Below are 21852 nucleotides of genomic sequence, written 5' to 3'. Positions count from 1 at the left end.
ACGGTGGACCCCGGACCCGGTCCGGGGTGACGAATTTCGCGACGGCAGCCCGCCGCGCGTCCCTTTCACCAGACAGGAGAGCGTCCGTGCTCGATGTGAACCTTACCGCGCAGCTCAAGACCTATCTGGCGAACATCGTCCAGCCGATCGAACTCGTCGCCTCGCTCGACGACGGCGCCAAGTCGCGCGAGCTCGAGGGCCTGCTGACCGAGATCGCGGCGCTGTCCGATTCGGTGACGATGGTCCGCAAGGATGACGACAAGCGTCGCCCGTCCTTCATGATCCGCCGCGCCGGGACCGATATCGGCGTGCGCTTCGCCGGCATCCCGATGGGGCATGAGTTCACCTCGCTCGTCCTCGCATTGCTGCAGGTCGGCGGGCATCCGTCGAAGCTGACGCAGGAGGTGATCGAGCAGGTCCGCGGGCTCGACGGCGATTTCGCGTTCGAGACCTATTTCTCGCTCAGCTGCCAGAACTGCCCCGAGGTGGTCCAGGCGCTGAACCTGATGAGCGTGATCAACCCGCGGATCAGCCATGTCGCGATCGAGGGCGGCGTGTTCCAAGACGAGGTCACGAACCGTAACATCCTGTCGGTGCCGGCGATCTTCCTCAACGGCGAGCCGTTCGCTCAAGGCCGGATGAGCGTCGAGCAGGTCGTCGCCAAGCTCGACACGGGCAGCACCGCGCGCGCGGCCGAGAAGATCGCGGGCAAGGATCCGTTCGACGTGCTCGTCGTCGGTGGCGGCCCCGCCGGCGCGGCGGCGGCGATCTATGCCGCGCGCAAGGGCATCCGCACCGGAATAGCGGCAGAGCGCTTCGGCGGTCAGGTGCTCGACACCATGTCGATCGAGAATTTCATCTCGGTCGCGCATACCGAGGGGCCAAAGCTCGTCGCGCACATGGAGCAGCATGTCGCCGAATATGGCGTCGACGTGATGAACCTGCAGACCGCGAGCAAGCTGATCCCGGCAGCGCAGGTCGGTGGCCTGCACGAGGTGCAGCTCGCGAGCGGCGCGTCGCTGAAGGCACGGACCGTGATCCTGTCGACCGGTGCGCGCTGGCGTCAGATGAACGTGCCGGGCGAGGAGGCGTATCGCAACAAGGGCGTGACCTATTGCCCGCATTGCGACGGCCCGCTGTTCAAGGGCAAGCGCGTCGCGGTGATCGGCGGCGGCAATAGCGGCGTCGAGGCGGCGATCGACCTGGCGGGCCTCGTCGCGCACGTCACGCTGATCGAGTTCGACAGCGACCTGCGCGCGGATGCGGTGCTCCAGCGCAAGCTCGCCAGCCTGCCCAACGTCAAGGTCGTCACCTCGGCGATGACCACCGAGGTGCTCGGCGACGGCAAGCAGGTGACGGGGCTCAGCTACAAGGATCGCAACCACGACACGCTGCATCAGGTCGAGCTCGAGGGAATCTTTGTGCAGATCGGGCTGGTGCCGAACACGGAATGGCTGACCGACACGGTCGCGCTGACGATGCGCGGCGAGATCGAGGTCGATCACCGCGGCGAGACGTCGATCCCCGGCGTGTTCGCGGGCGGCGATGTGACGACGGTGCCGTTCAAGCAGATCGTGATCGCGATGGGCGAAGGCTCGAAGGCGGCGCTTGCGGCATTCGACTACATGATCCGGCTCGCACCCGAAGAGCAGGACGCGCTCGCAGCCTGAGGGCGGGGGCTTCTCCCCCTACCGTCATCCCGGACTTGATCCGGGACCCAGGGCCACGCGCGTTGGCGTTCGTGGCTCTGGATCCTGACTTTCGTCAGGATGACGATGTGTGTGGGGTAAACGTCAACTGCCTTCGTCATCCTGGACTTGATCCAAGATCCAGAGTTGCGGGCGGTAGTGCTTGTGACTCTAGGTCCTGACGTTCGTCAGGATGACGGTAAGGCGAGGCAGCGGCCGAAAATCCCGGCGGCACAAAAGAAAAAGGCCGGGGGATCCCCGGCCGTTTCCTTACTTCTTCTTGGCTTTGCGCGCGGCATATTTGGCGTCGCGGAGTGCCTTCTTGTCGGCGTCGGACATTTGCGACTTGGCTTCGGCCTCGAGCGCGCGGGCTGCGGCTTCGGCAGCTGCGGCCTTCTTGGCGGCCTTGGCCTCCTCTTCGGCATCGCGCTTGGCCTGGCGCTTGGCGCGCTCGGCCTCCTCCTTGGCGGCGCGGGCGGCGGCGCGCTCGGCGGCGACCGCCGGATCGATCGCAGGCTTGGCGCGCAGTTTCTCGAGCGCCTTCAGCTTCGCGTCGTTCGCAGAGGCGGTACGTTCCTGAAAACCGGGGTCCTTGAAAGAGGCCATACTCGTCGAAAATTCCTGTAATCGCGGTGAAATCCGCGGGATTGCCCGGATAAGGGCCTTGCTAGCGTCCGTGCCCCTTAAATCATTGTGCCGCGCAGCGAAAGCGGGGTGATGCACCCCGGGTCCCCGCGATACCGTCCGTCGTCGTCCCGCCCCGGCTCAACGCGCGCAACTCCGCCCCGGTGTCACATTGCTGAAACACCGCCGTCACTCAGCCGTCATCGAAACCGCATCTCGCTGTCATCTACGCCGCCTAACCGCCGTTGAGAGATCGGCAGGGGGACCCGAGTCGATCCACGCAATCAATGATCGACCGGGAGTTCCGTGAATGACCAGCTTCAAGCGCATCGGCCTTATCCTGCTGACCAGCACCGCCTGCGCGGCGCTGTCGGCATGCGGAGGCGCGGACAGCGTCGCGTCGCCGGGTGCGGGGACCATCGTGATCCCTCCCGCGACGCCAACGCCGACGCCGACCCCCACCCCGACGCCGACGCCCAGCGCGATCACCGCGGCACAGTTCGCTGCCCCGACCACGGTCAACACCATCACGATCACGCCTGACGAGCAGCTCGCGGTCGTCAACGCCGGCACGAACAACAATGTCAGCGGCGTCAGCACCGGGCTGAACGGCCTGTATCCGACCTCGGCGACGTCGCTCACCACGCCGATGGATCCGTCGACGCTCAACAGCTTCTTCACCAGCACGAACTTCGTCGGCGCGCTCAACGGCCCGACCGACACCGCGTTCCAGGGCTGGACCTGCAACTCGACCTCGGCCGAATTCGGCGGCTCGGGCGCACGCTGCACCGCGGTGCCTTCGGTCGGCGCGGTCACCGCGACGAGCGTCTGCCCGACCGGCACGACCGATGACGGTCTGGTCGCGACGTTCCGCGCCTGCCGCCTGCCGACCGTGATCAGCGGCACGCTGACGCTGCCGAAGATCGCCGGCGTCTTCTATCGCCTGCGCGGCCAGACCGAGATCGGCACCGATGTCGGCACGACCGGTGCGGACAATGGCGCGATCCTCAACATCGAGGCCGGTGTCGTGATCGCCGCGGATTCGAGCGAGACGACCAACGACCTGCTGATCGTCAACCGCGGGTCGAAGATCAACGCGGTCGGCACCGCCACCGCGCCGATCGTCTTCACCTCGCAGCAGAACCTGGCGTCGAACGGCGTCAGCGACGCGACGCAGGGCCAGTGGGGCGGGATCGTCATGCTCGGCCGCGCACCGGTCGCCGTCTGCGCCACCGGCACCGGCCCGAACAATGCCGCCGGCAGCAGCACGACCTGCCAGCAGGCGATCGAGGGTGTCACCGGGCGCTTCTATGGTGGCCCGACGGCCGCCGACAGCAGCGGCACGATGCAGTACGTCCAGATCCGCTACAGCGGCATCGCGATCAGCGACGGCAACGAGCTGCAGGGCCTGACGCTCGGCGGCACTGGCTCGGGCACCACGCTCAACCACATCCAGAGCCACAATTCGGCGGATGACGGCATCGAGATCTTCGGCGGCACGAGCAACCTGAAGTATATCGCGATCACCGGCGCGGACGATGACGGCTTCGATATCGACAATGGCTATCGCGGCTTCATCCAGTTCATGATCGCCGCCCAGCGCACGCTCGGGGCGACCGCCGACTCCTTCTCGACCGAGATCGATTCGAACAATGCCGAGGACCTGCTGCCGCGCACGTTCGGCCGCTACGCCAACTTCACCTTCATCCAGACCGCGCTGGCCCCGGCCGCGATCCGCCTGCGTGGTGGTGCCGACATGACCTTCGTCAACGGCGTGGTGAAGACTCCGGCCAACGTCGCCTGCGTCAACATGATCGCGGGCGAACAGACGACGGGCGGCCGCACGACGGTTCGGCCGGCGGATGCAGCGCTGCAGGACGTCGGACCGCCGGCGTTCAGCTCGGTCTACTTCGCCTGCCAGGGCCGCTGAGGCGGGCGCCAATTGAATGCGCCGTGATGCCGGGGCGGTCCTTGGGGGACCGTCCCGGCATTCGCCTATGACTTTACGAATCGGGATTACAGGCCATGTCCAAGCGCCGCGCCTACGGAACACTGCTCCTCCTCACCTCGACGCTGGTCGCGCCCGCCGCGCTCGCGCAGACCGCGCCCGCGCCGGCCGCACCGCCGCGGCCCGCCGCGACGCCGCAGGCCGAGGCGGACCAGACCAACGCCGCGACGCCGGGCACGTCGGCCCAAGAGCAGACCACACAGCAGGCCACACCGCAGGCCGCCCCCGAAGCCGGCGTCGAGGTGTCGAGCCCGGGCTATGACGCCGCAGCGGGCGAGGACATCGTCGTCGTCGGGCGCAACATCCCGAACACCGTGCGCGCCACCGCACAGATCGTCTCGGTGCTGTCGAGCGCGGACATTGCGCGGACGGGCGAAGGCGACATCGCCGGCGCACTGACGCGCGTCACCGGCCTCAGCGTCGTCGGCGGCGGCTTCGTCTATGTCCGCGGTCTCGGCGATCGCTATTCGTCGTCGCTGCTCAACGGTTCGCCCTTGCCGAGCCCCGAGCCGCTCCGGCGTTCGGTTCCGCTCGACATCTTCCCGACCGCGATCGTCGGCTCGGCGCTGGTCCAGAAGACCTATTCGGTGAACTATCCCGGCGAATTCGGTGGCGGCGTGATCAACCTCACGACCAAGGCGATCCCCGAGAAGAACTTCCTGAGCATCGGCGGGTCGATCTCCGCCGACACCGTGACGACCAGCGAGCTCGGCTATACCTATTATGGCGGCGATGCGGACTGGATCGGCTTCGACGACGGCGCGCGCAAGGTGCCCGCCTTCATCAAGAACGCGCCCGGCGGCACCGGGATCATCCCGACCGACCAGGTCGCGCAGCTGACCAATGCGAACACGACGCTGCTCCAGCGCAACAACCAGCTGCCGGCCAACTGGTCGGGCGAGCTGAGCGGCGGATCGGTGTTCGACTTCGGCTCCGACCGGCTGGGCATCATCGCATCGCTCAGCGCGAGCAACACCTTCCGCACGCGCTCGTCGACGCAGCAGGACTCGGTGTCGACCGACGGCACGCTGCGCAATGATTTCCAGACGCTGCTGACCGACAACCGGATCGTCACCAACGCGCTGATCGGGCTGGGGTACGAATTCGGCCCGAACACGATCCGCTCGACCACCGTCTATATCCACGACACGCTGAAGCAGGCGCGCGGATCGTCGGCGACCGTCTACAACAATTCGAGCGGGCTGCGTTTCCAGCAGAACACCAACTGGTTCGAACGCCAGCTGTTCGAGAGCCAGCTGGTCGGCGAGTTCAAGCTGACCGACGCGCTGAAATTCGACGCGCGCGGCGCCTATGCCAATTCGAAGCGCAACGCGCCGTACGAGCGGCAGTTCGACTATCTGTGCTCGGCGACCACCACGACCGGCCTGCCGATCAGCGTCGAGGCACCCAATGGCTCGGACGGCGCGCAGTGCAATGGCGCCTATCAGGTGACCCAGCGCTTCACGCCGTTCGCCTCGATCATCTTCAGCGAACTGAACGAGGATCTCTACACCGGGCAGGGCGACCTGTCGTACAAGCTCGACACCGAGCGGCCGATGACGCTGTCGACCGGCTATTTCTATTCGGACACGAAGCGCAATTCGACGCGCCTCCAGTTCAACTATCAGACCGCCGCGGGCGGCGGCACCGCGCCGGGCTATCCCTACAACCTGCTGCGTCCCGACTATCTGCTCGGGATCGATTCGCTCAACGCCAACCAGATCCAGCTGCAGTTCAGCACGCCGCTCGGCGCCTATGCCTATGACGCGTCGCTGCGCATCCATGCGGGCTATGTCCAGGCCGAGGCCGAGGCGACCGACGGCGTCCGCGCGACGATCGGCGTCCGCTACGAGACCGCCGAGGAGCAGGTGACGCCGATCGGCACGACGACGACGCGGCTGAAGAACGATTATTTCCTGCCCGCCGCGACGCTCACCTACAACTTCGCGAACAACATGCAGCTGCGTGCGAGCGCGTCGAAGACGATCTCTCGCCCGCAGTTCCGCGAGCTCGCGCCGCAGCAGTTCCGCGATCCCGAATCGGATCGGCTGTTCTTCGGTAACCCGCTGCTGAAGGACTCGGAGCTCTACAATCTCGAGGGCCGCTACGAGTGGTTCTTCGCGCGCGACCAGCGCTTCACGCTCGGCGGCTTCTACAAGGAGATCAAGAACCCGGTCGAGCAGGTCGGCTTCTACACCGGCGCGGACGACCGGCTGCAGACCGGCTTCACCAACCTGCCCGAGGCGACGCTGTATGGCGCGGAGGTCGAGCTCCAGAAATATTTCGACCTCGATTTCCTCAACTCGGACTTCTTCGCGACGCGCCGCGCGCTGTTCATCGCCAACTACACCTATTCGAAGTCGTCGATCACCGCGGACAACAGCTGCGTCCCGAACGTGCTCAACCAGACGCTCGGCGGGTGCCAGGCGGGCTTCGGTCCGGCCTCGCTCCAGTTCCGCGACGGCGCGTCGCTGACCGGCCAGTCGGATCATCTGGTCAACGTCCAGGTCGGGCTCGAGGATACGGCGTCGCTGTCGGCGATCACGTTGCTGTTCAACTATGCCAGCAACCGCGTGACCAACCGCGGCCCGTCGAACCTCAGCGGCGTCGGCTTCCAGCCCGACATCATCGAAAAGCCCGGCATCCGCCTCGACCTGGTCGCACGGCAGGGCTTCGAGCTCGTCGGCGGCAAATGGGAGCTGAAGGCCGAAGCGCGCAACCTGACCGGCACGCGGTTCCAGGAAGGCCAGACCTTCGACAATGGCGCACAGGTGTTCATCAACCGCTACAATCTTGGCCGGGTGTTCACGCTGGGGCTGAGCACGACGTTCTGAGGTCGGGCGGCGGCGGGCTGGGCCGGGGGGGCTAGCACCGCCCCGTCATCCCAGCGAAGGCTGGGATCCAGAGTTCCAAAGGACGGCGCTGCTTGGCTCTGGATCCTGGGTCGAGCCCAGGATGACGGGGTGGGGGTGAACGGCGCGCCTGCCACCCCTCCGTCATCCCGGCGAACGCCGGGACCCAGGGTCGCGGGCGGCACGCTGCGTGGCTCCGCATCCCGGGTCGAGCCCGGGTACCGGGGTAGGGGGTAGCTACCCCCAGGGGCGCTCGCGGTACCATTTCGTGATGACGTATTTGACGCCGCTGCGGACCTTCATGCCGTGGTGGAGCGTCGCGGGGTTGGGCGTGCCGTCGGGCCGGCGGTTGTTCCAGGCGAGCAGTTTGCCGGTCTCGGGCTGGACGATCTTGTCGATCGCCTTGAACCGCGTCGCGCCGCCCGCCTCGGGCTGGTTGAGATAGACCATCACGGTCCAGGTACGATTGCCCGCGACGCTGCAATAGCGGTCATAGTCGATACCGGTCGGCTCGAAATAATCGGTATGGCCCTTGAACTCCTGCCCGACCGCATAACGCTGCCCCTGGAGCGGTTCGCCATAAAGGCCGTCGAGCCCGGTCAGCGCGGCGATCCGCGCCTCGACGTCGGTGACCACCGGATCGGCGGGGTCGAGGTCGCCCGTCTCGCTCGTCCGGTAGCTCGCATCGCCGTTCGAATCGGAAATCGTCGACGGGCGGCGGACGGCGTCGATCCGCTCGAGCAGTGCGGCGCACAGCGCGGGCGGCAGGAAGCCGCGGTTGAGGAACAGCGTCAGCTTGGGGCTCGGCACGCGCTGGACCCCGGGGGCTGCGGTCAGCCGTGCGACGACCGGCTCGGCGGGCAGGCCGCTGCCGAGCGAGACCGGAGAGGGGGCGGGCGGCGTGTCGGCGGAGCGGATGACCATGATGCTGTTTTGCCGGGCAATCCGCGCTTGCGCCAGCGCGGCATAAATCTATCACCAGATTGACGCGTAACTGTAACATGGCATGCCTAGCGCCATTGGGGGCGCCAATGGCGGCGGCACCGCGTCGGGAGGGGGTTCGCTCATGCGATTGACGATCGACGCACGGGCGCGCCGTATCCTGCGGCGGCTGCCCGTGATCACGGTATATTCCGCCGCCGAGCTCGCGCTGATGGCGGGGCTGGCGGTGCAATGCGCGCGGCTGATCTGGGTCGCGGTGGCACCGGTGACGCCGCTCGGCGCGTGGCGCCCGGCGGCGATCGCACCCGCGGGCGCGAACGGCGACATCCTGCGCAGCTTCGATCCGTTCTTCCGGCTGGGTGCGCCCGCCGGTGCCGGACCCGCGACCGTCACCGCGCTGCAGCTGACGCTGTTCGGGACGCGGATCGACGATGCGACCGGCCGGAGCTCGGCGATCATCGCGGGCGCGGACAATGTCCAGACCAGCATCGTCGTCGGCGAAGAGATCCAGCCCGGCGTCCGGCTGAAGGCAGTCGCGTTCGACCATGTCACGATCGACCGCGGCGGCGTCGACGAGGACCTGTTCCTCGACCAGTCCGACGCGGTCGCGCCGGTATCCCCGACCGGCGCAGCGCCGGGCGCGGCGCCACCGCCGGGCGGCGCGGGCATCGCGATCGGCCAGTTGCGCAGCGAGATCGGTTTCATCCCGCGGATCGACGGCGGCCGCGTCAGCGGGCTGACGGTCCGGTCGCAGGGCTCGGGCAACGCCTTCCGCCAGGCGGGGCTGCGCGACGGCGACATCGTCACCTCGATCGGCGGGCGTCCCGTCACCGGGCCGGGCGATCTCGACCGCATCGCCGCCGACTTCGCGCAGGGCGGCAACGTGCCCATCACCGTCGAACGCGGCAAGGACACGCTGCCGCTGGCCATCACGATCGCACCTCCGCAATGATCTCCGGCATGACTCTCGCTTCCCTTCCCCTTTCCAAGACCAAGGCTGCAATGAAGAATCTGGTTTTCGCCTCGGTCCTTGCTCCGGTGCTGGCGCTGACGCTGGCGGCGGAAGCGCGCGCGCAGACGACGCTTAACGTCCGCGACGCCGATATCCGCGCGTTCATCGCCGATGCCGCCAAGGTCACGGGGCGCACCTTCATCATCGACAACCGCGTGTCGGGCAAGGTGACCGTCGTCACCGACCGGCCGCTCAGCCGGTCCGAATATTTCGAGGTGTTCCTCTCCACGCTGCGCGCCAACGGGCTGGTCGCGGTGCCGACCTCGAACGGGGCGTTCCGCGTGCAGCCGCTCGACAATGCCGCGTCGCAGCCGAGCCGGATCGGCGTCGCGGGGGCGGCGCGCAACAGCTATGTCACCGAGATCATCCGGCTGCGCGCGACCGATGCGGCGAGCGCGGTCGACACCGTTCGGCCGCTGGTCAGCGCGCAGGGGTCGGTCACCGCGAACCGCGGCGGCAACAGCCTGGTGGTCGTCGATTTCGCCGACAATATCCGCCGCATCCGCGAGGTCATTCGCCGGGTCGACACCGACACCTCGTCGACGCGCGTCGTCGCGCTCAAGAATGCGAGCGCGCGCGACATCGCGACCGCGCTGCAGGGCCTGATCGGCACCGGCGGGGCCACGGGCGGCGCGCAGGGCGGCGGCGCGGGATCGGGACCGACCGCGTCGGTGGTCGCGGTCGAGGGATCGAACGCGGTCGCGCTGCGCGGCGATCCGACCACGGTCGCGCGACTGGCACAGGTCGCCGCCGACCTCGACCAGAAGGCGCGCAACGGCACAGAGATCAAGGTCGTGTTCCTCGAAAACGCCGATGCCGAACAATTGCTGCCGGTGCTGCAGGAACTGGTCGGCCAGACCCCGACCCAGCCGAGCACCCAGCCGCTGTCGCGCTCCAATTTCGGCGCGAACAGCAGCAGTGGCAGCAATGGCGGCGGATCGGGCTTTGGCGGCACCCAGCAGGCGCAGGTCAGCCAGCCGGTCCAGTCGAGCGGCGGATCGGCGGGATCGGGCTCTGGCCAGCCCGCGATCACCGCCGCGGGCGGGCGCACCGCCGCGGTCGTCACGCGCTTCATCGGCGCCAACGCGATCGTCATCGCCGCGCCCGCCGAGATCCAGCGTCAGCTCGCCGAGGTGGTCCGCCAGCTCGATACGCGCCGCGAACAGGTGCTGGTCGAGGCGATCGTCGCCGAGGTCTCGGACACCACCGCGCGCACGCTCGGCGCGCAGTTCATCGTCGGCGATCCCAGCGGCGGCGCGTTCGGCGCGTCGACCTTCTCCAATTCCGCGCCGAACATCCTGCAGATCGCGGGCGCGATCGGCGCGACGCAGCTCAACACCTCGACCACGACGACGACGAACACCGACGGCAGCACGACGGTGACGAAGAACACCAGCAGCGCCGCCGACACGCTCCAGCAATCGGCGATCAGCTCGATCCTCGCCGCGACCGGCGGGTTCGGTGGCTTTGGCGGCAAGATCGGCAGCACCTTCTTTGGCGCGATCATCAACGCGGTGAAGAGCGACACGACGTCGAACCTGCTCCAGGTCCCGCACCTCGTCACGCTCGACAATCAGGAGGCGCACAGCCTGGTCGGGCAAGAGATCCCGATCACCACCGGCCAGGCGCTGTCGAACAATTTCGACAACGCGTTCCGCACCACGCAGCGGCAGAATGTCGGCATCGAGCTGACCGTGCGGCCGCAGGTGAATTCGAGCGGTACGGTCAAGCTCAACCTGCGGCTCGAGGTCAGTTCGATCGCCGGGCCGGTGTCGAGCGACAATAGCGACCTGATCCTCAACAAGCGCGAGGTCGAGACGGTGCGAACCGTCGACGACGGCCAGATCGCGGTGATCAGCGGCCTGCTCGACGACAACGAGCGCCGCACGATCGAGAAGATCCCGCTGCTCGGCGACCTGCCGGTGCTCGGGCACCTGTTCACGTCGAAGGCGAAACAGCGGTCGAAGACCAATTTGATGATCTTCATCCGGCCGACGATCCTGCGTACCGCGGGCGACAGCCGGCGGATCACCGAACAGCGTTACGGCTATCTGCGGTTGCAGCAGGGGCTGGCCGAACCCGAGCGCGAGCCGTCGATCGACCAGCTGGTGCGCGATTACATGGGCGCGGCGCCGCCGATCCCGTCGGGACCGATCCCCGGCAGCATCGAGGATCCGCGGATCGCGGTGCCGGTGCGCAGCACGAGCACGGTCTTCCGGCCGGTGAAGAAATGATCATCCGCGAGGGGCTTGATGTCGCACTCCCCCAGATCACCATCCCCTACGCCTTCGCACGCAAGTTCGGAGTCGTCGTCGACCACACTGACCCCGATTCGCCGCTGACGATCGCGATGCGCGCGGGCGCGGACCCGAAGGTGCTGCTCGAACTGCGCCGCTATCTCGGCCGCCCGTTCGCGATCGGCACGGTCGAGGCGCCCGCGTTCGACCGGCTGCTGTCCAACGTCTATGCGATGGACGGCCAGGCCAACGCGCTCGCCGCGGTTGGGATGGGTGACGAGCTCGATCTGCTCGCAGGCGACATGCCGACCGCGGAGGACCTGCTCGACACCGCCGACGACGCGCCCGCGATCCGGCTGATCAACGGAATCATCGCCGACGCCGCACGCAACGGCGTGTCCGACATCCATATCGAGCCGTACGAGACCGGGCTCGTCGTCCGGATGCGCATCGACGGCGTGCTGCGCGAGACGTTGCGCATGCCGCCCAACGTCGCGCCGGTCGTGGTCAGCCGGATCAAGGTCATGGCGCGGCTCGACATCGCCGAGCGCCGCGTGCCGCAGGACGGCCGCATGGGGCTGACTTTGGGCGGCAAGCTGCTCGACGTCCGCGTCTCGACGCTGCCGAGCCGGGCGGGCGAACGCGTCGTGCTGCGTATCCTCGACAAGGAGAATGCCGGCATCGACCTCGAGGCGCTGGGCCTGCCGCCCGCCTTGTTCGCGCTGCTCAACGAGGCGCTGAGCGAGCCGAACGGGATCATCCTCGTCACCGGACCGACCGGCTCGGGCAAGACGACCTCGCTCTACGCCGCGCTGCGCCTGCTCAACGACGGCAGCCGTAACATCCTGACGGTCGAGGATCCGGTCGAGTACGCGGTCGACGGGGTAGGACAAACCCAGGTCAATCCGAAGGTCGGGCTGACGTTTGCGGCGGGGCTGCGCGCGATCCTGCGTCAGGATCCCGACGTGGTGATGGTCGGCGAAATCCGCGACCGCGAGACCGCCGAGATCGCGGTGCAGGCGTCGCTGACCGGGCATCTCGTCCTGTCGACCGTCCATACCAACGACGCGATCGGCGCGATCACGCGAATGCGCGACATGAAGGTCGAAAGCTTCCTGCTCGCCTCGACGCTCCGCGCGGTGATCGCGCAGCGGCTGGTGCGGCGGCTGTGTCCGACCTGTCGCAAGGCGGTACCCGCATCGGACACGGTCGCACCGCTGCTCGGCATCGCCCCGGACCAGGTGGTGTACGTCGCGCAAGGGTGCGACGACTGCAACCAGACCGGCTACAAGGGCCGGATCGGCGTGTTCGAGGCGGTCCGCATCGACGACACGATTCGTCGCCTGATCAACACCGACGGCGCCGAATCCGACATCACCGCGCATGCCTTTGCCAAGTCGCCGAACCTGGCGCAGTCGGCGCGCGAGCTCGTCCTGTCGGGACAGACCACGGCGGAGGAGGCGGTCCGCGTCTCGCGCCGCGACACGACGGAAGTCGTCGAGGTGGCGGCGGCATGATGCCCCTCTGGCCTTCCGTTCGTTTCGAGCGCAGTCGAGAAACTCCTGTCCGCGCGCGCGGCGACGGTTTCTCGACTTCGCTCAAAACGAACGGGATAATGCGGCACCCGGGCAACCCGCATGGCTGATTTCGACTATGTCGCGATCGACACCAAGGGCGCCGAGCGCCGCGGCCATATCGCCGCGGCGGACATCGACCTCGCGCGCGCGACGCTCGACGCGCGCAAATTCTACGTCGTCAAGATCGGCCCGGGCGCGCCGCCCCAGGCGACCAAGGGGCGGCCGCTGTTCGGGTTGCAGCTCGGCAAGCCCAAGATGTCGGGCAAGAATCTGACGCTGTTCACCCGCCAGCTCGCCACGCTCAACCGCGTGTCGCCGCTCGAGGAATCATTGCGCACGATCACCCGCCAGACCGAACAGGACAGCGTCCGCGCGATCGTCCAGCACGTCCATGCGGGCGTCGTCGAGGGCCGGCGGCTCGCGGATGCGATGGCGCGTGAGCCCAAGAGTTTTCCGCCGCTCTACCGCGCGATGGTCGCGGCGGGCGAGAGTTCGGGGTCGCTGCCGACGATCCTCGACCGGCTCGCCGCGCTGCTCGAACGCCAGGCGGAGATCCGCGGCAAGCTGATCACCGCGCTCGCCTATCCGTCGATCCTCGCGCTCGTCGCGATGGGGGTGGTCACCGCGCTGATGATGTTCGTCGTGCCGCAGGTGGTCGAACAGTTCGACACGGTCGGGCAGGAGCTGCCGCTGCTGACGCGGATGGTGATGGCGTTTTCGGCGTTCCTCGTCGGATACTGGTGGGTGATCGCGCTGGTCCTGCTGCTGTCGGGGCTGATCCTGTGGCGCGCGCTGAAGGATCCGGGCTTCCGGCTCGCCTTCGACAGCTGGCTGCTCAGGATCCCGATGCTCGGGCGGCTACTGCGCGATCTGCATGCGGCGCGGATGGCGCGGACGCTGGGGACGATGGTCGCGAGCCGCTTGCCGCTGCTCGACGGGCTCAACCTGACCGCGAGCACGATCCACAACCGTCGGCTGCGCCTTGCATCGGACCAGATCGTCGACGCGATCCGCGGCGGCGGCAGCCTGTCCGCGGCGATGCGGCGCGCGGGCGTGTTCCCGCCGCTGCTGACCTATCTCGCCGCGTCGGGCGAGGCGGCGGGGCGGCTCGACGAGATGCTCGAGCGCGCCGCCGACTATCTCGAGCGCGAATTCGACCGCTTCACCGCTACCGCTCTGTCGCTGCTCGAACCGCTGATCATCGTCGTGATGGGCGGCATCGTCGCGACGATCGTGCTATCCATCCTGCTCCCGATCCTCCAGCTCAACACGCTGGCAGGCCAATGAGGTTTTGTATGCGTCCGGAAGAGAAGAAGAAGCGCCGCGAGGCCGGTTTTACGCTCGTCGAGCTGATGGTGGTCATCGTCATCATCGGCCTGCTGGCGACGATCGTCGCGCTCAACGTGCTGCCCTCGGGCGATACCGCGCGGATCCAGAAGGCAAAGGCCGACATCGCGCAGATCGAGGGCGGGCTGGAGCTCTACAAGCTGCAGAACATGACCTTCCCCAACACGTCGCAGGGGCTGAACGCGCTGGTCACCGCACCCGCCGGGCTGACCGATCCGTCGCGCTACCAGCGCGGTGGCTATCTCAAGAAGCTGCCGAACGATCCCTGGGGTCGCCCGTATCTCTATGCCTCGCCCGGCACGCATGGCGAGGCCGACGTCTGGACCTTCGGCGCCGATGGCAAGGAAGGCGGCGAGGGGATCGATGCCGATATTGGCAGCTGGCAGTAGGTCCCGGCGTCACGCCGACCGCGGTTTTACGCTGGTAGAGCTGATGGTCGTGGTGACGATCATAGGGCTCGCATCGGCGGTGGCGGTCTTCGTGATGCCCGATCCGCGCGGCCGCGTGTTCGACGAGGCGACGCGGTTCGCGGCGCGGACGCGTGCGGCGCATGATTCGGCGATCGTCGAGGCACGCCCGGTCAGCGTCTGGATCACCGGCGGCGGCTATGGCTTCGACCAGCGGCTCGCGGGCGGCTGGACGCCGATCAGCGAGAAACCGATGCGCGTCGAACGCTGGAACGACGGCACGCGCGCGGTGATCGGCGACATGAGCAGCCGCGTCCGCGTGACCTTCGACCCGACCGGGCTGGTCGACCGGCCCGCCGTCGTGACGCTCAGCCGCGGCGGGGCGAACGCGACCGTGACGATCGACGCCGATGGCACCGTGCGCGCCGATGCGCGCTGATTCTCATATTTGCACGCCGATGCGCGCTGAAACCGATGGCGGGTTCACGCTGATCGAGATCATGGTCGCGCTGGCGGTGTTCAGCTTGGCCGCGATGGCGCTCGTAAGGCTGGAGAGCGCGACGATCCGCGGCGCGTCGATCCTCGACGACACGCTGGTCGCGCAGATGGTCGCGCGCAACGTCGCGATCGACGCGGTGACGCAGGCGCAGCCGCCGACCGCCGGGACCGTCACCGGCGCCGAGACCAATGGCGGGCGCCGCTGGGCCTGGACCCGCTCGGTGCGCGCGATGGGCGGATCGTCCGTCTTGCGGATCGACGTGGCGGTCGCGGATCGCGGCGGCGCGGTGCTCGGCCGCCTCACGATGATCCGCCCCGCCCCGCGCCAGTCCGCGACGACGGTGACGACGTCATGACCGCGCGACGCACGGCGCGCTCCGCCGAACACGGCTTCACGCCCGTGAGGCGCTCCGCCGAACACCGCTTCACCCCCGTGAGGCGCTCCGCCGAGCACGGCTTCACCCCCGTGAGGCGCTCCGCCGAGCACGGCTTCACACTGGTCGAGGTGATGGTCTCGCTGCTGATCTTCGGCATGATCGCGGCGGCGGGGGTGGCGATCCTGTCGTTCAGCGTGAAGGCGCAGAGTGCGACGGGGACGAAGCTCGACGATCTCGGCGCGTTGACGCGGACGATGTCGATCCTGTCCGCCGATCTCGGCCAGGCGGCGCTGCGGGGCACGCGCGACGAATCCGGCGCGCCCTTGCCCGCCTTCGTCGGCGAGAGCGGGTCGGACGTCGCACCGATGCTCCGCCTCGTCCGCGGTGGCTGGACCAATATCGACGGCGCAGCGCGGTCGAGCACGCAGAAGGTGGCGTACCGGGTCGCGGACGGCGCGCTGCAGCGGATCGCCTATCCGATGGTCGACGGCGCGCCGCCGCTGCCGCCCGCCGTGCTGCTGCCCAATGTCCGCCAGGTCCGGCTGCGCTACCGGCTCGGCGGCGCGTGGAGCGACCGCTGGGACGGCGTGCAGGGGGTGCCCTTGCCCGAGGCGATGGAGCTGAGCGTCCAGCGCACCGACGGCCTGGTCTATCGCCAGCTGTTCCTCGTCGGATCGGGCTATGCGCCGCCCGCGCGGGAGGTCCAGAATGAAGCCCCCTGAGCAGGAAAGAGGCGCCGCGCTGCTGACCGTCCTCATGCTCGTCGCGATCGTCGCGGTGATGGCGGGGGCGGCGCTCGAGAAGCTGCGGCTGTCGACGCGACTGGCGGGCAATGCCGCGGCGGGCGAGCAGGCCCGCGCCTATGCGCTGGCCGCCGAGACGCTCGCGCTGACGCGGATCGACGCGATGCTGGGCCCCAATGTGAAACGCGTGACGTTGCAGGGCGACTGGAGCGGCAAGCCGTTCGGAATGCCGCTGCCCGGCGGCGGCTTTGCGACCGCGCGCGTGCGGGACGGGGGAAACTGCTTCAATCTCAACAGCCTGGTGAGCGGGCGCGCCGGCGCCTATGTCACCGACCCGCTGATGCGGCCGCAATTCGTCCGGTTGATGCGGCTGCTCGACATCCCCGCGCAGGTCGGTGAACAGATCGCCGCGGGCGCGGCCGACTGGATCGACAGCGATCAGGACCAGCAGGCGATGGGCGCGGAGGACGGCGCCTATCTGAACCGCGAGACGCCCTATCGCACCGCGGGCACGCTGATGACCGACCCGAGCGAACTCCGCGCGGTGGTCGGCATGACGCCGCAAATCTATGCGACGCTCAGGCCGTGGATCTGTACACTGCCGGTCGCGCAGGCGGCGCCGATCAACGTCAACACGCTGCTCCCCGAACAGGCGCCGATCCTGGCGATGCTGTTTCCCGACACGATGTCGATCGCGGGCGCGCGCCAGATGATCCTGCAACGCCCGCCGCAAGGGGTCGCGACCACCGACGTGTTCTTCAAGAGCGCGGCGCTGCAGGGCAATTCCAATGCGGATGGCGAACGGGGGACGGCAGTGGTGTCGAAATGGTTCACGCTCGATATCGACGTGACGGTGGGGACGACGGTTTTGCAGGAACAGGCACTGATGGACGCGACGACGCTTCCCGCGCGGCTCGTATCGCGGCAATGGGGCGAGCCATCATGACCACGCTCCTGTTCCTTCCCTCCGGCGTGACCGGCTTTCGCTGGATGCGGATCGCCGACCAGCGCATCGTCGCGCAGGGCGAGGGGATCCCGACCGCCGATGATCGCGGCGACCTGAACGCGGACCACGGCGTCATCGCGGTCGCGCCGGCAGAGGCGGTGACCTTGCACTGGGCCGAACTACCGTCGCGCAGCACTGCGCAGGCGACCGCCGCCGCCCGGCTGCTCGCGGCCGAGGCGAGCGCGGCGCCGCTCGGCGAACTCCATGTCGCGGTCGGTGACGAGGGGCAGGGCGACCGGCCGATCGGCGTGGTCGGGATCGAGGCGATGCAGGGCTGGCTGCGGATGCTCGCGGCGGCCGGCGTCGACCCGGTCGCGATGCTCCCCGCACCGATGCTGCTGCCGCGCCCGGACGAGGGCTATGTCCGCGCCGAGCTTGCCGGCGACACGGTCGTGCGCGGAACGTCGACCGGATTTGCCGACGAACCGGGGCTGACCGCACTGGTGACGGGCGACACGCCGCCGGTGGCCGTCGAGCCCGCCGCGCTCGAGGCGGCGCTGGCGGCGGCGGTCGCGACATGGCCGCTCGACCTGCGGCAGGGGATGTTCGCGCGGCGGCGGCGATTCGCGCTCGACTGGGCGCTGATCCGGCGGCTGGCGGTGCTGTCGGGGCTGATCCTCGCGGTGACGCTGGCGATCACGCTGGTCCGGATCGCGAAATACAGCTTCGGCGCGGACATGATCGAAGCGCAGACCGAACAGATTGCCCGCTCGGGCCTGCCACGCGGCGAGACGGTGAACGATGCCGGGCGCCAGCTTGGCGAACGGCTGTCGCGCGTGCGCGGGCCGGGGCTGGGCTTCAGCACGACCACCGCCACGATCTTCGCCGTGGTCCAGGCGACGCCGGGCAGCGAGATCACCGCGCTCGACTTCCAGCCGAACGGGACCGTCCGACTGGGCGTCGCGGTCGAGCGCGAGGCGCTGGCGACCGATCTCAGGAGTGCGCTCGAGCGTGCCGGCTTTGCGGTTCAGGCGGGCGTCTTCCAGGCGGCGGCGGGCCGCGTGTCGGGCGAATTCACGATCACGGCGGGCCGTGCAGGCGGAGGCGAGGGCGCATGACCGGGTTGCGGCACTGGTTCGAAGGGCGATCGCTGCGCGAGAAGCGGCTGTTGCTGGTGATGGCGGCGCTCGCGGTGCTGACGCTGCTCTGGGGCGCGGTGATCCGCCCGGTCGGCGACGGTCTGTCGAGCGCGCGCGAACGCCATGCCAATGCCGTGACCCGGCTCGGCGAGACGCAGGCGATGGTCGCGCTGCTCCGCGACGCGCAGCGATCGCGGCCCACGCCGCTGACGGGCTCGCTCGATGCGATCGTGCGGACCCAGGCGGATCTGGCGGGGTTCGCGATCACCAGCCTCGACCAGGAGGGCGCGGACCGGGTGCGGATCGTGATGCCGTCGGCGCGGCCGGGTGCGCTGACCGCATGGCTCGCGCGGCTCGAGCGCGCGGGCATCCTGGTCGACGCGCTGACCATGACCGACAAGGGTGACCGCACGGTGAGCGTGACGATGACGTTGAAGGCGCGCGCCGCATGAGCGACAGCGCACGCTTCGTGAGCGTCGGCGCACGCCGCGTCACGCGGATCCGGTTGCGGACCGGCCCGACCGCGATGTTCGGCGGCATGCTGCTGCTCGCACTGATCGTGTTTTTGCCGATGCGCGCTGCGCTTGGCTGGGTCGGGATCGAGGATGCGGGCCTCGTCGCGCGCCGCGTGACGGGCACGATCTGGGGCGCGACGCTGACCGATGCGCGGTTCGGCGAGCTGTCGCTCGGCGACCTACATGCCCGGCTCGCGCCCTTGCCGCTGCTCGCGGGTCGCGCGCGGATCGTGCTGGCCGGCCCCGAAACCGACCCTCGACCGCTGCGCGGATCGGCGAGCGTCAGCCGTCACGGGTTCGGCGTCGACGATCTGACCGCGACGATCCCGACCGGCGCGGTGTTCGCGCCGGTGCCGGTCACCACGCTCGATCTCGACGGCGTGACCGTGCGGTTCGCCGATGGCCAGTGCGAGCGTGCCGAGGGGCGGGTGCGCGCGACGCTGGGCGGCGAGGTCGCGGGGATCACGCTGCCGCAGTCGGTCAGCGGGACGCCCAAATGCGAGGGCGACGCGCTCATCGTGCCGCTCGCCAGCCAGGCGGGGACCGAGGGCATCACGCTGCGGATCGACGGCACGGGCCGCTACCGCGCGGTGCTGACGCTGCAACCGACCGACCCGATCGTCCAGCAGCGGCTCGAATCGATCGGCTTCGTGCGCGGGGCAGGCGGCTATAGCCAGGCGATCGAAGGCAGTTTTTGACGACATTCGACGCCCCGCATGATCGCGGCGCTTGACGGACCCGAACAGCCCGCTTAGGGGCACGGGCCTTCGCGGCGATCGTAGTTCAATTGGTTAGAGCGTCGGCTTGTGATGCCGGATGTTGCGGGTTCAAGTCCCGTCGGTCGCCCCATTATTTTCCCAACTGCTTGGCCTTGCGCCGCTTTGTGCTGGTAAAACCGGCCGGAAAATAATATTTCAGGTTTAAGCAATTTTCTTCTTCCTGATGGAGCCGGCGATGACAGCGGTTTGGGACCTTCCCGATTTCGACGACCATGAGGGCGTTCACGTCTTCACCGATCCGGTTTCGGGTCTCCGCGCCGTCATCGCGCTGCATTCGACCAAGCTCGGCCCCGCGGCCGGCGGCACGCGCTTCTGGCATTATGCGGACAATGGCCGCGCGGTGACCGACGCGCTGCGCCTGTCGCGCGGCATGAGCTTCAAGAACGCGATGGCCGGGCTTGAGCTGGGCGGCGGCAAGGGCGTCGTCCTCGCGGCCAAGCCCGGCGACGTGATCACCACCGAACAGCTCGAGGCGTTCGGCCGCGCAGTCGAATCGCTCGGCGGCCGCTACGTGACCGCCGAGGACGTCGGCATGTCCGAAGAGCGGATGAAGGTGATTGCAACCCAGACGCGCTACGTCTCGGGCCTGCCGGTCGCGAGCGGTGCGGCGGGCGGCGATCCGGGGCCGTACACGGCGCTCGGCATCTATCTGGGCGTCAAGGCGGCGGCGCAGCGCGGGCTCGGCGCGACCGACATGAAGGGCGTGCGCGTCGCGATCCAGGGCGTCGGCTCGGTCGGCGGCGGGCTCGCCCGGCTGCTCGCGAAGGACGGCGCGGTGCTGACGCTCGCGGACGTCGACGAGGGCCGCGCGCAGGCGCTGGCGGGTGAACTCGGCGCGACCGCAGTCCCCGCCGAGGCGATCCTGACGACCGACACCGACATCTTCAGCCCGAACGCGCTGGGTGCGATCCTGACCGAAATGTCGATCGCGGCGCTCAAGGCAAAGGTCGTCGCGGGCGGCGCGAACAACCAGCTCAGCGTCCGCGAGGACGGTGCGCGACTGCACGCGCGCGGCATCCTCTATGCGCCGGATTACGTGATCAACGCGGGCGGCATCATCAATGTCGGGCTCGAATATCTCGGCCAGGGCGACGAAGCTGAAGTGAAGGCACGGATCGCACGCATCCCCGAGCGGCTGATCCAGGTCTGGGACGAGAGCGACCGCAGCGGCGAACCGTCGTCCGACGTCGCCGATTCGATCGCAAAGCGCCTGATCGGCCGTTAAGTCCGTCCCCCTTTCGCGGGGACGGTGACACGGCGGGCCACTCCCTCTCCCCACGTGGGGAGAGGGGCTTTAAGTCCGTCACGACTTGCCATAGTGGTAACACCCAGTGGCCACCCTGCACGCCCTTGCCAATCCCGCGCGCTTCCTGAAGATCGCCAGGCCGCTGACGCCTGCGCTGTTCTGGGCGGGCGTCGCGCTGATCGCGCTGGGCTGCTGGGCGGGACTGACGCAGACCCCACCCGACTATCTGCAGGGCGAGACGGTGCGGATCCTCTACATCCATGTCCCTGCCGCCTGGCTCGGCATGGGCGGCTGGAGCGGGATCGCGATTTCCAGCATCATGCTGCTCGTCTGGCGTCACCCGCTGGCCGGCATCGCCGCACGCGCGATCGCGCTGCCCGGCGCGGTGTTCGCGGCTTTGTGCCTGATGACCGGCTCGATCTGGGGACGGCCGACCTGGGGGACGTGGTGGCAATGGGACGGACGGCTGACCTCGATGCTGCTGCTGTTCTTCGTCTATCTTGGCTATATGGCGCTGGCGAAGGCGGATGCGGACCGCGGCGGCGACGGGCGCGTGCCCGCGCTCTACGGCGTCGCCGGATCGGTGCTGCTGCCGATCATCCGCTATTCGGTGATCTGGTGGAACACGCTGCATCAGGGGCCGAGCATCGGGCTGACCAAGTCGACGATCGACGGCGCGATCCTCTGGCCGCTGCCGATCATGCTCGCGGGCTTCACCTTCGTCTTTGCCGGCATCGTGCTGATGCGGATGCGGACCCTGCTCGCCACCGCCAAGGCCGAGGCGCGGATGCGTCGGATGGCCAGAGCGTGAAGGTGCGCGCATGACCGCCTGGCCGTTCGTGATTGCCGCCTATGCCGTGACGCTGGGCGGCGGCGCCGTCGTCGCACTGCTCAGCTATCTGGCGATGCGGAAGG

19 protein-coding genes and 1 tRNA gene are annotated in these 21852 nt (G+C 68.6%); 18 read left to right on the top strand and 2 right to left on the bottom strand.

The genetic code is table 11. The annotated features are described in order from the left end of the window. The first annotated feature begins 86 nt into the window (after positions 1–86). A complete protein-coding gene (gene ahpF / locus GV027_RS04995) occupies positions 87–1670 on the top strand; it encodes an alkyl hydroperoxide reductase subunit F (RefSeq protein WP_159511162.1) in 1584 nt (527 codons plus the stop codon). Between the two features lie 288 nt (positions 1671–1958). Here the strand turns inward: ahpF and GV027_RS04990 are convergent, their stop codons facing one another. Then, positions 1959–2294 (bottom strand): DUF6481 family protein, encoded by a 336-nt coding sequence (locus tag GV027_RS04990; RefSeq protein ID WP_031396424.1) that lies wholly within the window; start codon positions 2292–2294, stop codon positions 1959–1961. Between the two features lie 328 nt (positions 2295–2622). Between GV027_RS04990 and GV027_RS04985 the strand changes: the two genes are divergently transcribed. Next, positions 2623–4242 carry a hypothetical protein gene (locus GV027_RS04985; RefSeq protein WP_031438961.1) on the top strand — a complete coding sequence of 540 codons (1620 nt, stop codon included), beginning with the start codon at positions 2623–2625 and terminating at the stop codon, positions 4240–4242. 95 nt (positions 4243–4337) lie between these two features. Further along, a complete protein-coding gene (locus tag GV027_RS04980) occupies positions 4338–7154 on the top strand; it encodes a TonB-dependent receptor domain-containing protein (RefSeq protein WP_159511161.1) in 2817 nt (938 codons plus the stop codon). Between the two features lie 255 nt (positions 7155–7409). Here the strand turns inward: GV027_RS04980 and GV027_RS04975 are convergent, their stop codons facing one another. After that, on the bottom strand, positions 7410–8096 hold the full coding sequence (locus GV027_RS04975) for a prolyl hydroxylase family protein (protein ID WP_159511160.1): 687 nt from the start codon (positions 8094–8096) through the stop codon (positions 7410–7412). 142 nt (positions 8097–8238) lie between these two features. Here GV027_RS04975 and GV027_RS04970 point away from each other — a divergent pair, with 142 nt between their 5' ends. From GV027_RS04970 to ccmC, 15 genes are all read left to right on the top strand, one after another. Then, positions 8239–9066 (top strand): type II secretion system protein N, encoded by an 828-nt coding sequence (locus GV027_RS04970; protein ID WP_107046005.1) that lies wholly within the window; start codon positions 8239–8241, stop codon positions 9064–9066. Between the two features lie 50 nt (positions 9067–9116). Next, complete coding sequence (gene gspD, locus GV027_RS04965; RefSeq protein WP_159511159.1) at positions 9117–11360, top strand: type II secretion system secretin GspD; 2244 nt, start codon at positions 9117–9119, stop codon at positions 11358–11360. Further along, positions 11357–12880: a GspE/PulE family protein gene (locus tag GV027_RS04960; RefSeq protein ID WP_159511158.1), complete on the top strand. Its 1524-nt coding sequence runs from the start codon at positions 11357–11359 to the stop codon at positions 12878–12880. The genes gspD and GV027_RS04960 overlap by 4 nt, the downstream gene beginning before the upstream one ends. 120 nt (positions 12881–13000) lie before the next feature. Further along, on the top strand, positions 13001–14227 hold the full coding sequence (gene gspF, locus GV027_RS04955) for a type II secretion system inner membrane protein GspF (protein WP_159511157.1): 1227 nt from the start codon (positions 13001–13003) through the stop codon (positions 14225–14227). An 8-nt stretch (positions 14228–14235) separates the two neighbouring features. Beyond that, positions 14236–14676 (top strand): type II secretion system major pseudopilin GspG, encoded by a 441-nt coding sequence (gspG, locus tag GV027_RS04950; RefSeq protein WP_031395041.1) that lies wholly within the window; start codon positions 14236–14238, stop codon positions 14674–14676. Beyond that, entirely contained in the window at positions 14651–15133 is a 483-nt protein-coding gene (locus GV027_RS04945) for a GspH/FimT family pseudopilin (RefSeq protein WP_159511156.1), read from the top strand. Before gspG ends, GV027_RS04945 begins: the two co-directional genes overlap by 26 nt. A gap of 19 nt (positions 15134–15152) precedes the next feature. After that, positions 15153–15548 carry a type II secretion system minor pseudopilin GspI gene (gene gspI / locus GV027_RS04940; protein ID WP_159511155.1) on the top strand — a complete coding sequence of 132 codons (396 nt, stop codon included), beginning with the start codon at positions 15153–15155 and terminating at the stop codon, positions 15546–15548. Further along, positions 15545–16291: a type II secretion system minor pseudopilin GspJ gene (gene gspJ, locus GV027_RS04935; RefSeq protein ID WP_159511154.1), complete on the top strand. Its 747-nt coding sequence runs from the start codon at positions 15545–15547 to the stop codon at positions 16289–16291. The genes gspI and gspJ overlap by 4 nt, the downstream gene beginning before the upstream one ends. After that, complete coding sequence (gene gspK / locus GV027_RS04930; RefSeq protein WP_159511153.1) at positions 16278–17258, top strand: type II secretion system minor pseudopilin GspK; 981 nt, start codon at positions 16278–16280, stop codon at positions 17256–17258. Before gspJ ends, gspK begins: the two co-directional genes overlap by 14 nt. After that, complete coding sequence (gene gspL / locus GV027_RS04925; protein ID WP_159511152.1) at positions 17255–18376, top strand: type II secretion system protein GspL; 1122 nt, start codon at positions 17255–17257, stop codon at positions 18374–18376. The genes gspK and gspL overlap by 4 nt, the downstream gene beginning before the upstream one ends. Next, entirely contained in the window at positions 18373–18849 is a 477-nt protein-coding gene (gspM, locus tag GV027_RS04920; RefSeq protein WP_037532937.1) for a type II secretion system protein GspM, read from the top strand. Before gspL ends, gspM begins: the two co-directional genes overlap by 4 nt. Then, positions 18846–19610: a type II secretion system protein N gene (gspN, locus tag GV027_RS04915; protein ID WP_159511151.1), complete on the top strand. Its 765-nt coding sequence runs from the start codon at positions 18846–18848 to the stop codon at positions 19608–19610. Before gspM ends, gspN begins: the two co-directional genes overlap by 4 nt. A 74-nt stretch (positions 19611–19684) precedes the next feature. After that, positions 19685–19761 (top strand) — tRNA-His (locus GV027_RS04910). 105 nt (positions 19762–19866) lie between these two features. Continuing rightward, on the top strand, positions 19867–20916 hold the full coding sequence (locus GV027_RS04905) for a Leu/Phe/Val dehydrogenase (protein WP_192007233.1): 1050 nt from the start codon (positions 19867–19869) through the stop codon (positions 20914–20916). A 106-nt stretch (positions 20917–21022) separates the two neighbouring features. Further along, positions 21023–21748 carry a heme ABC transporter permease CcmC gene (gene ccmC, locus GV027_RS04900; RefSeq protein ID WP_031440724.1) on the top strand — a complete coding sequence of 242 codons (726 nt, stop codon included), beginning with the start codon at positions 21023–21025 and terminating at the stop codon, positions 21746–21748. Positions 21749–21852: the final 104 nt, after the last annotated feature.

Source organism: Sphingomonas sp. T1, assembly GCF_902506585.1.
GTDB classification, from domain to species: domain Bacteria; phylum Pseudomonadota; class Alphaproteobacteria; order Sphingomonadales; family Sphingomonadaceae; genus Sphingomonas; species Sphingomonas aerolata.
This window is presented reverse-complemented; position numbering and strand designations above follow the sequence as displayed.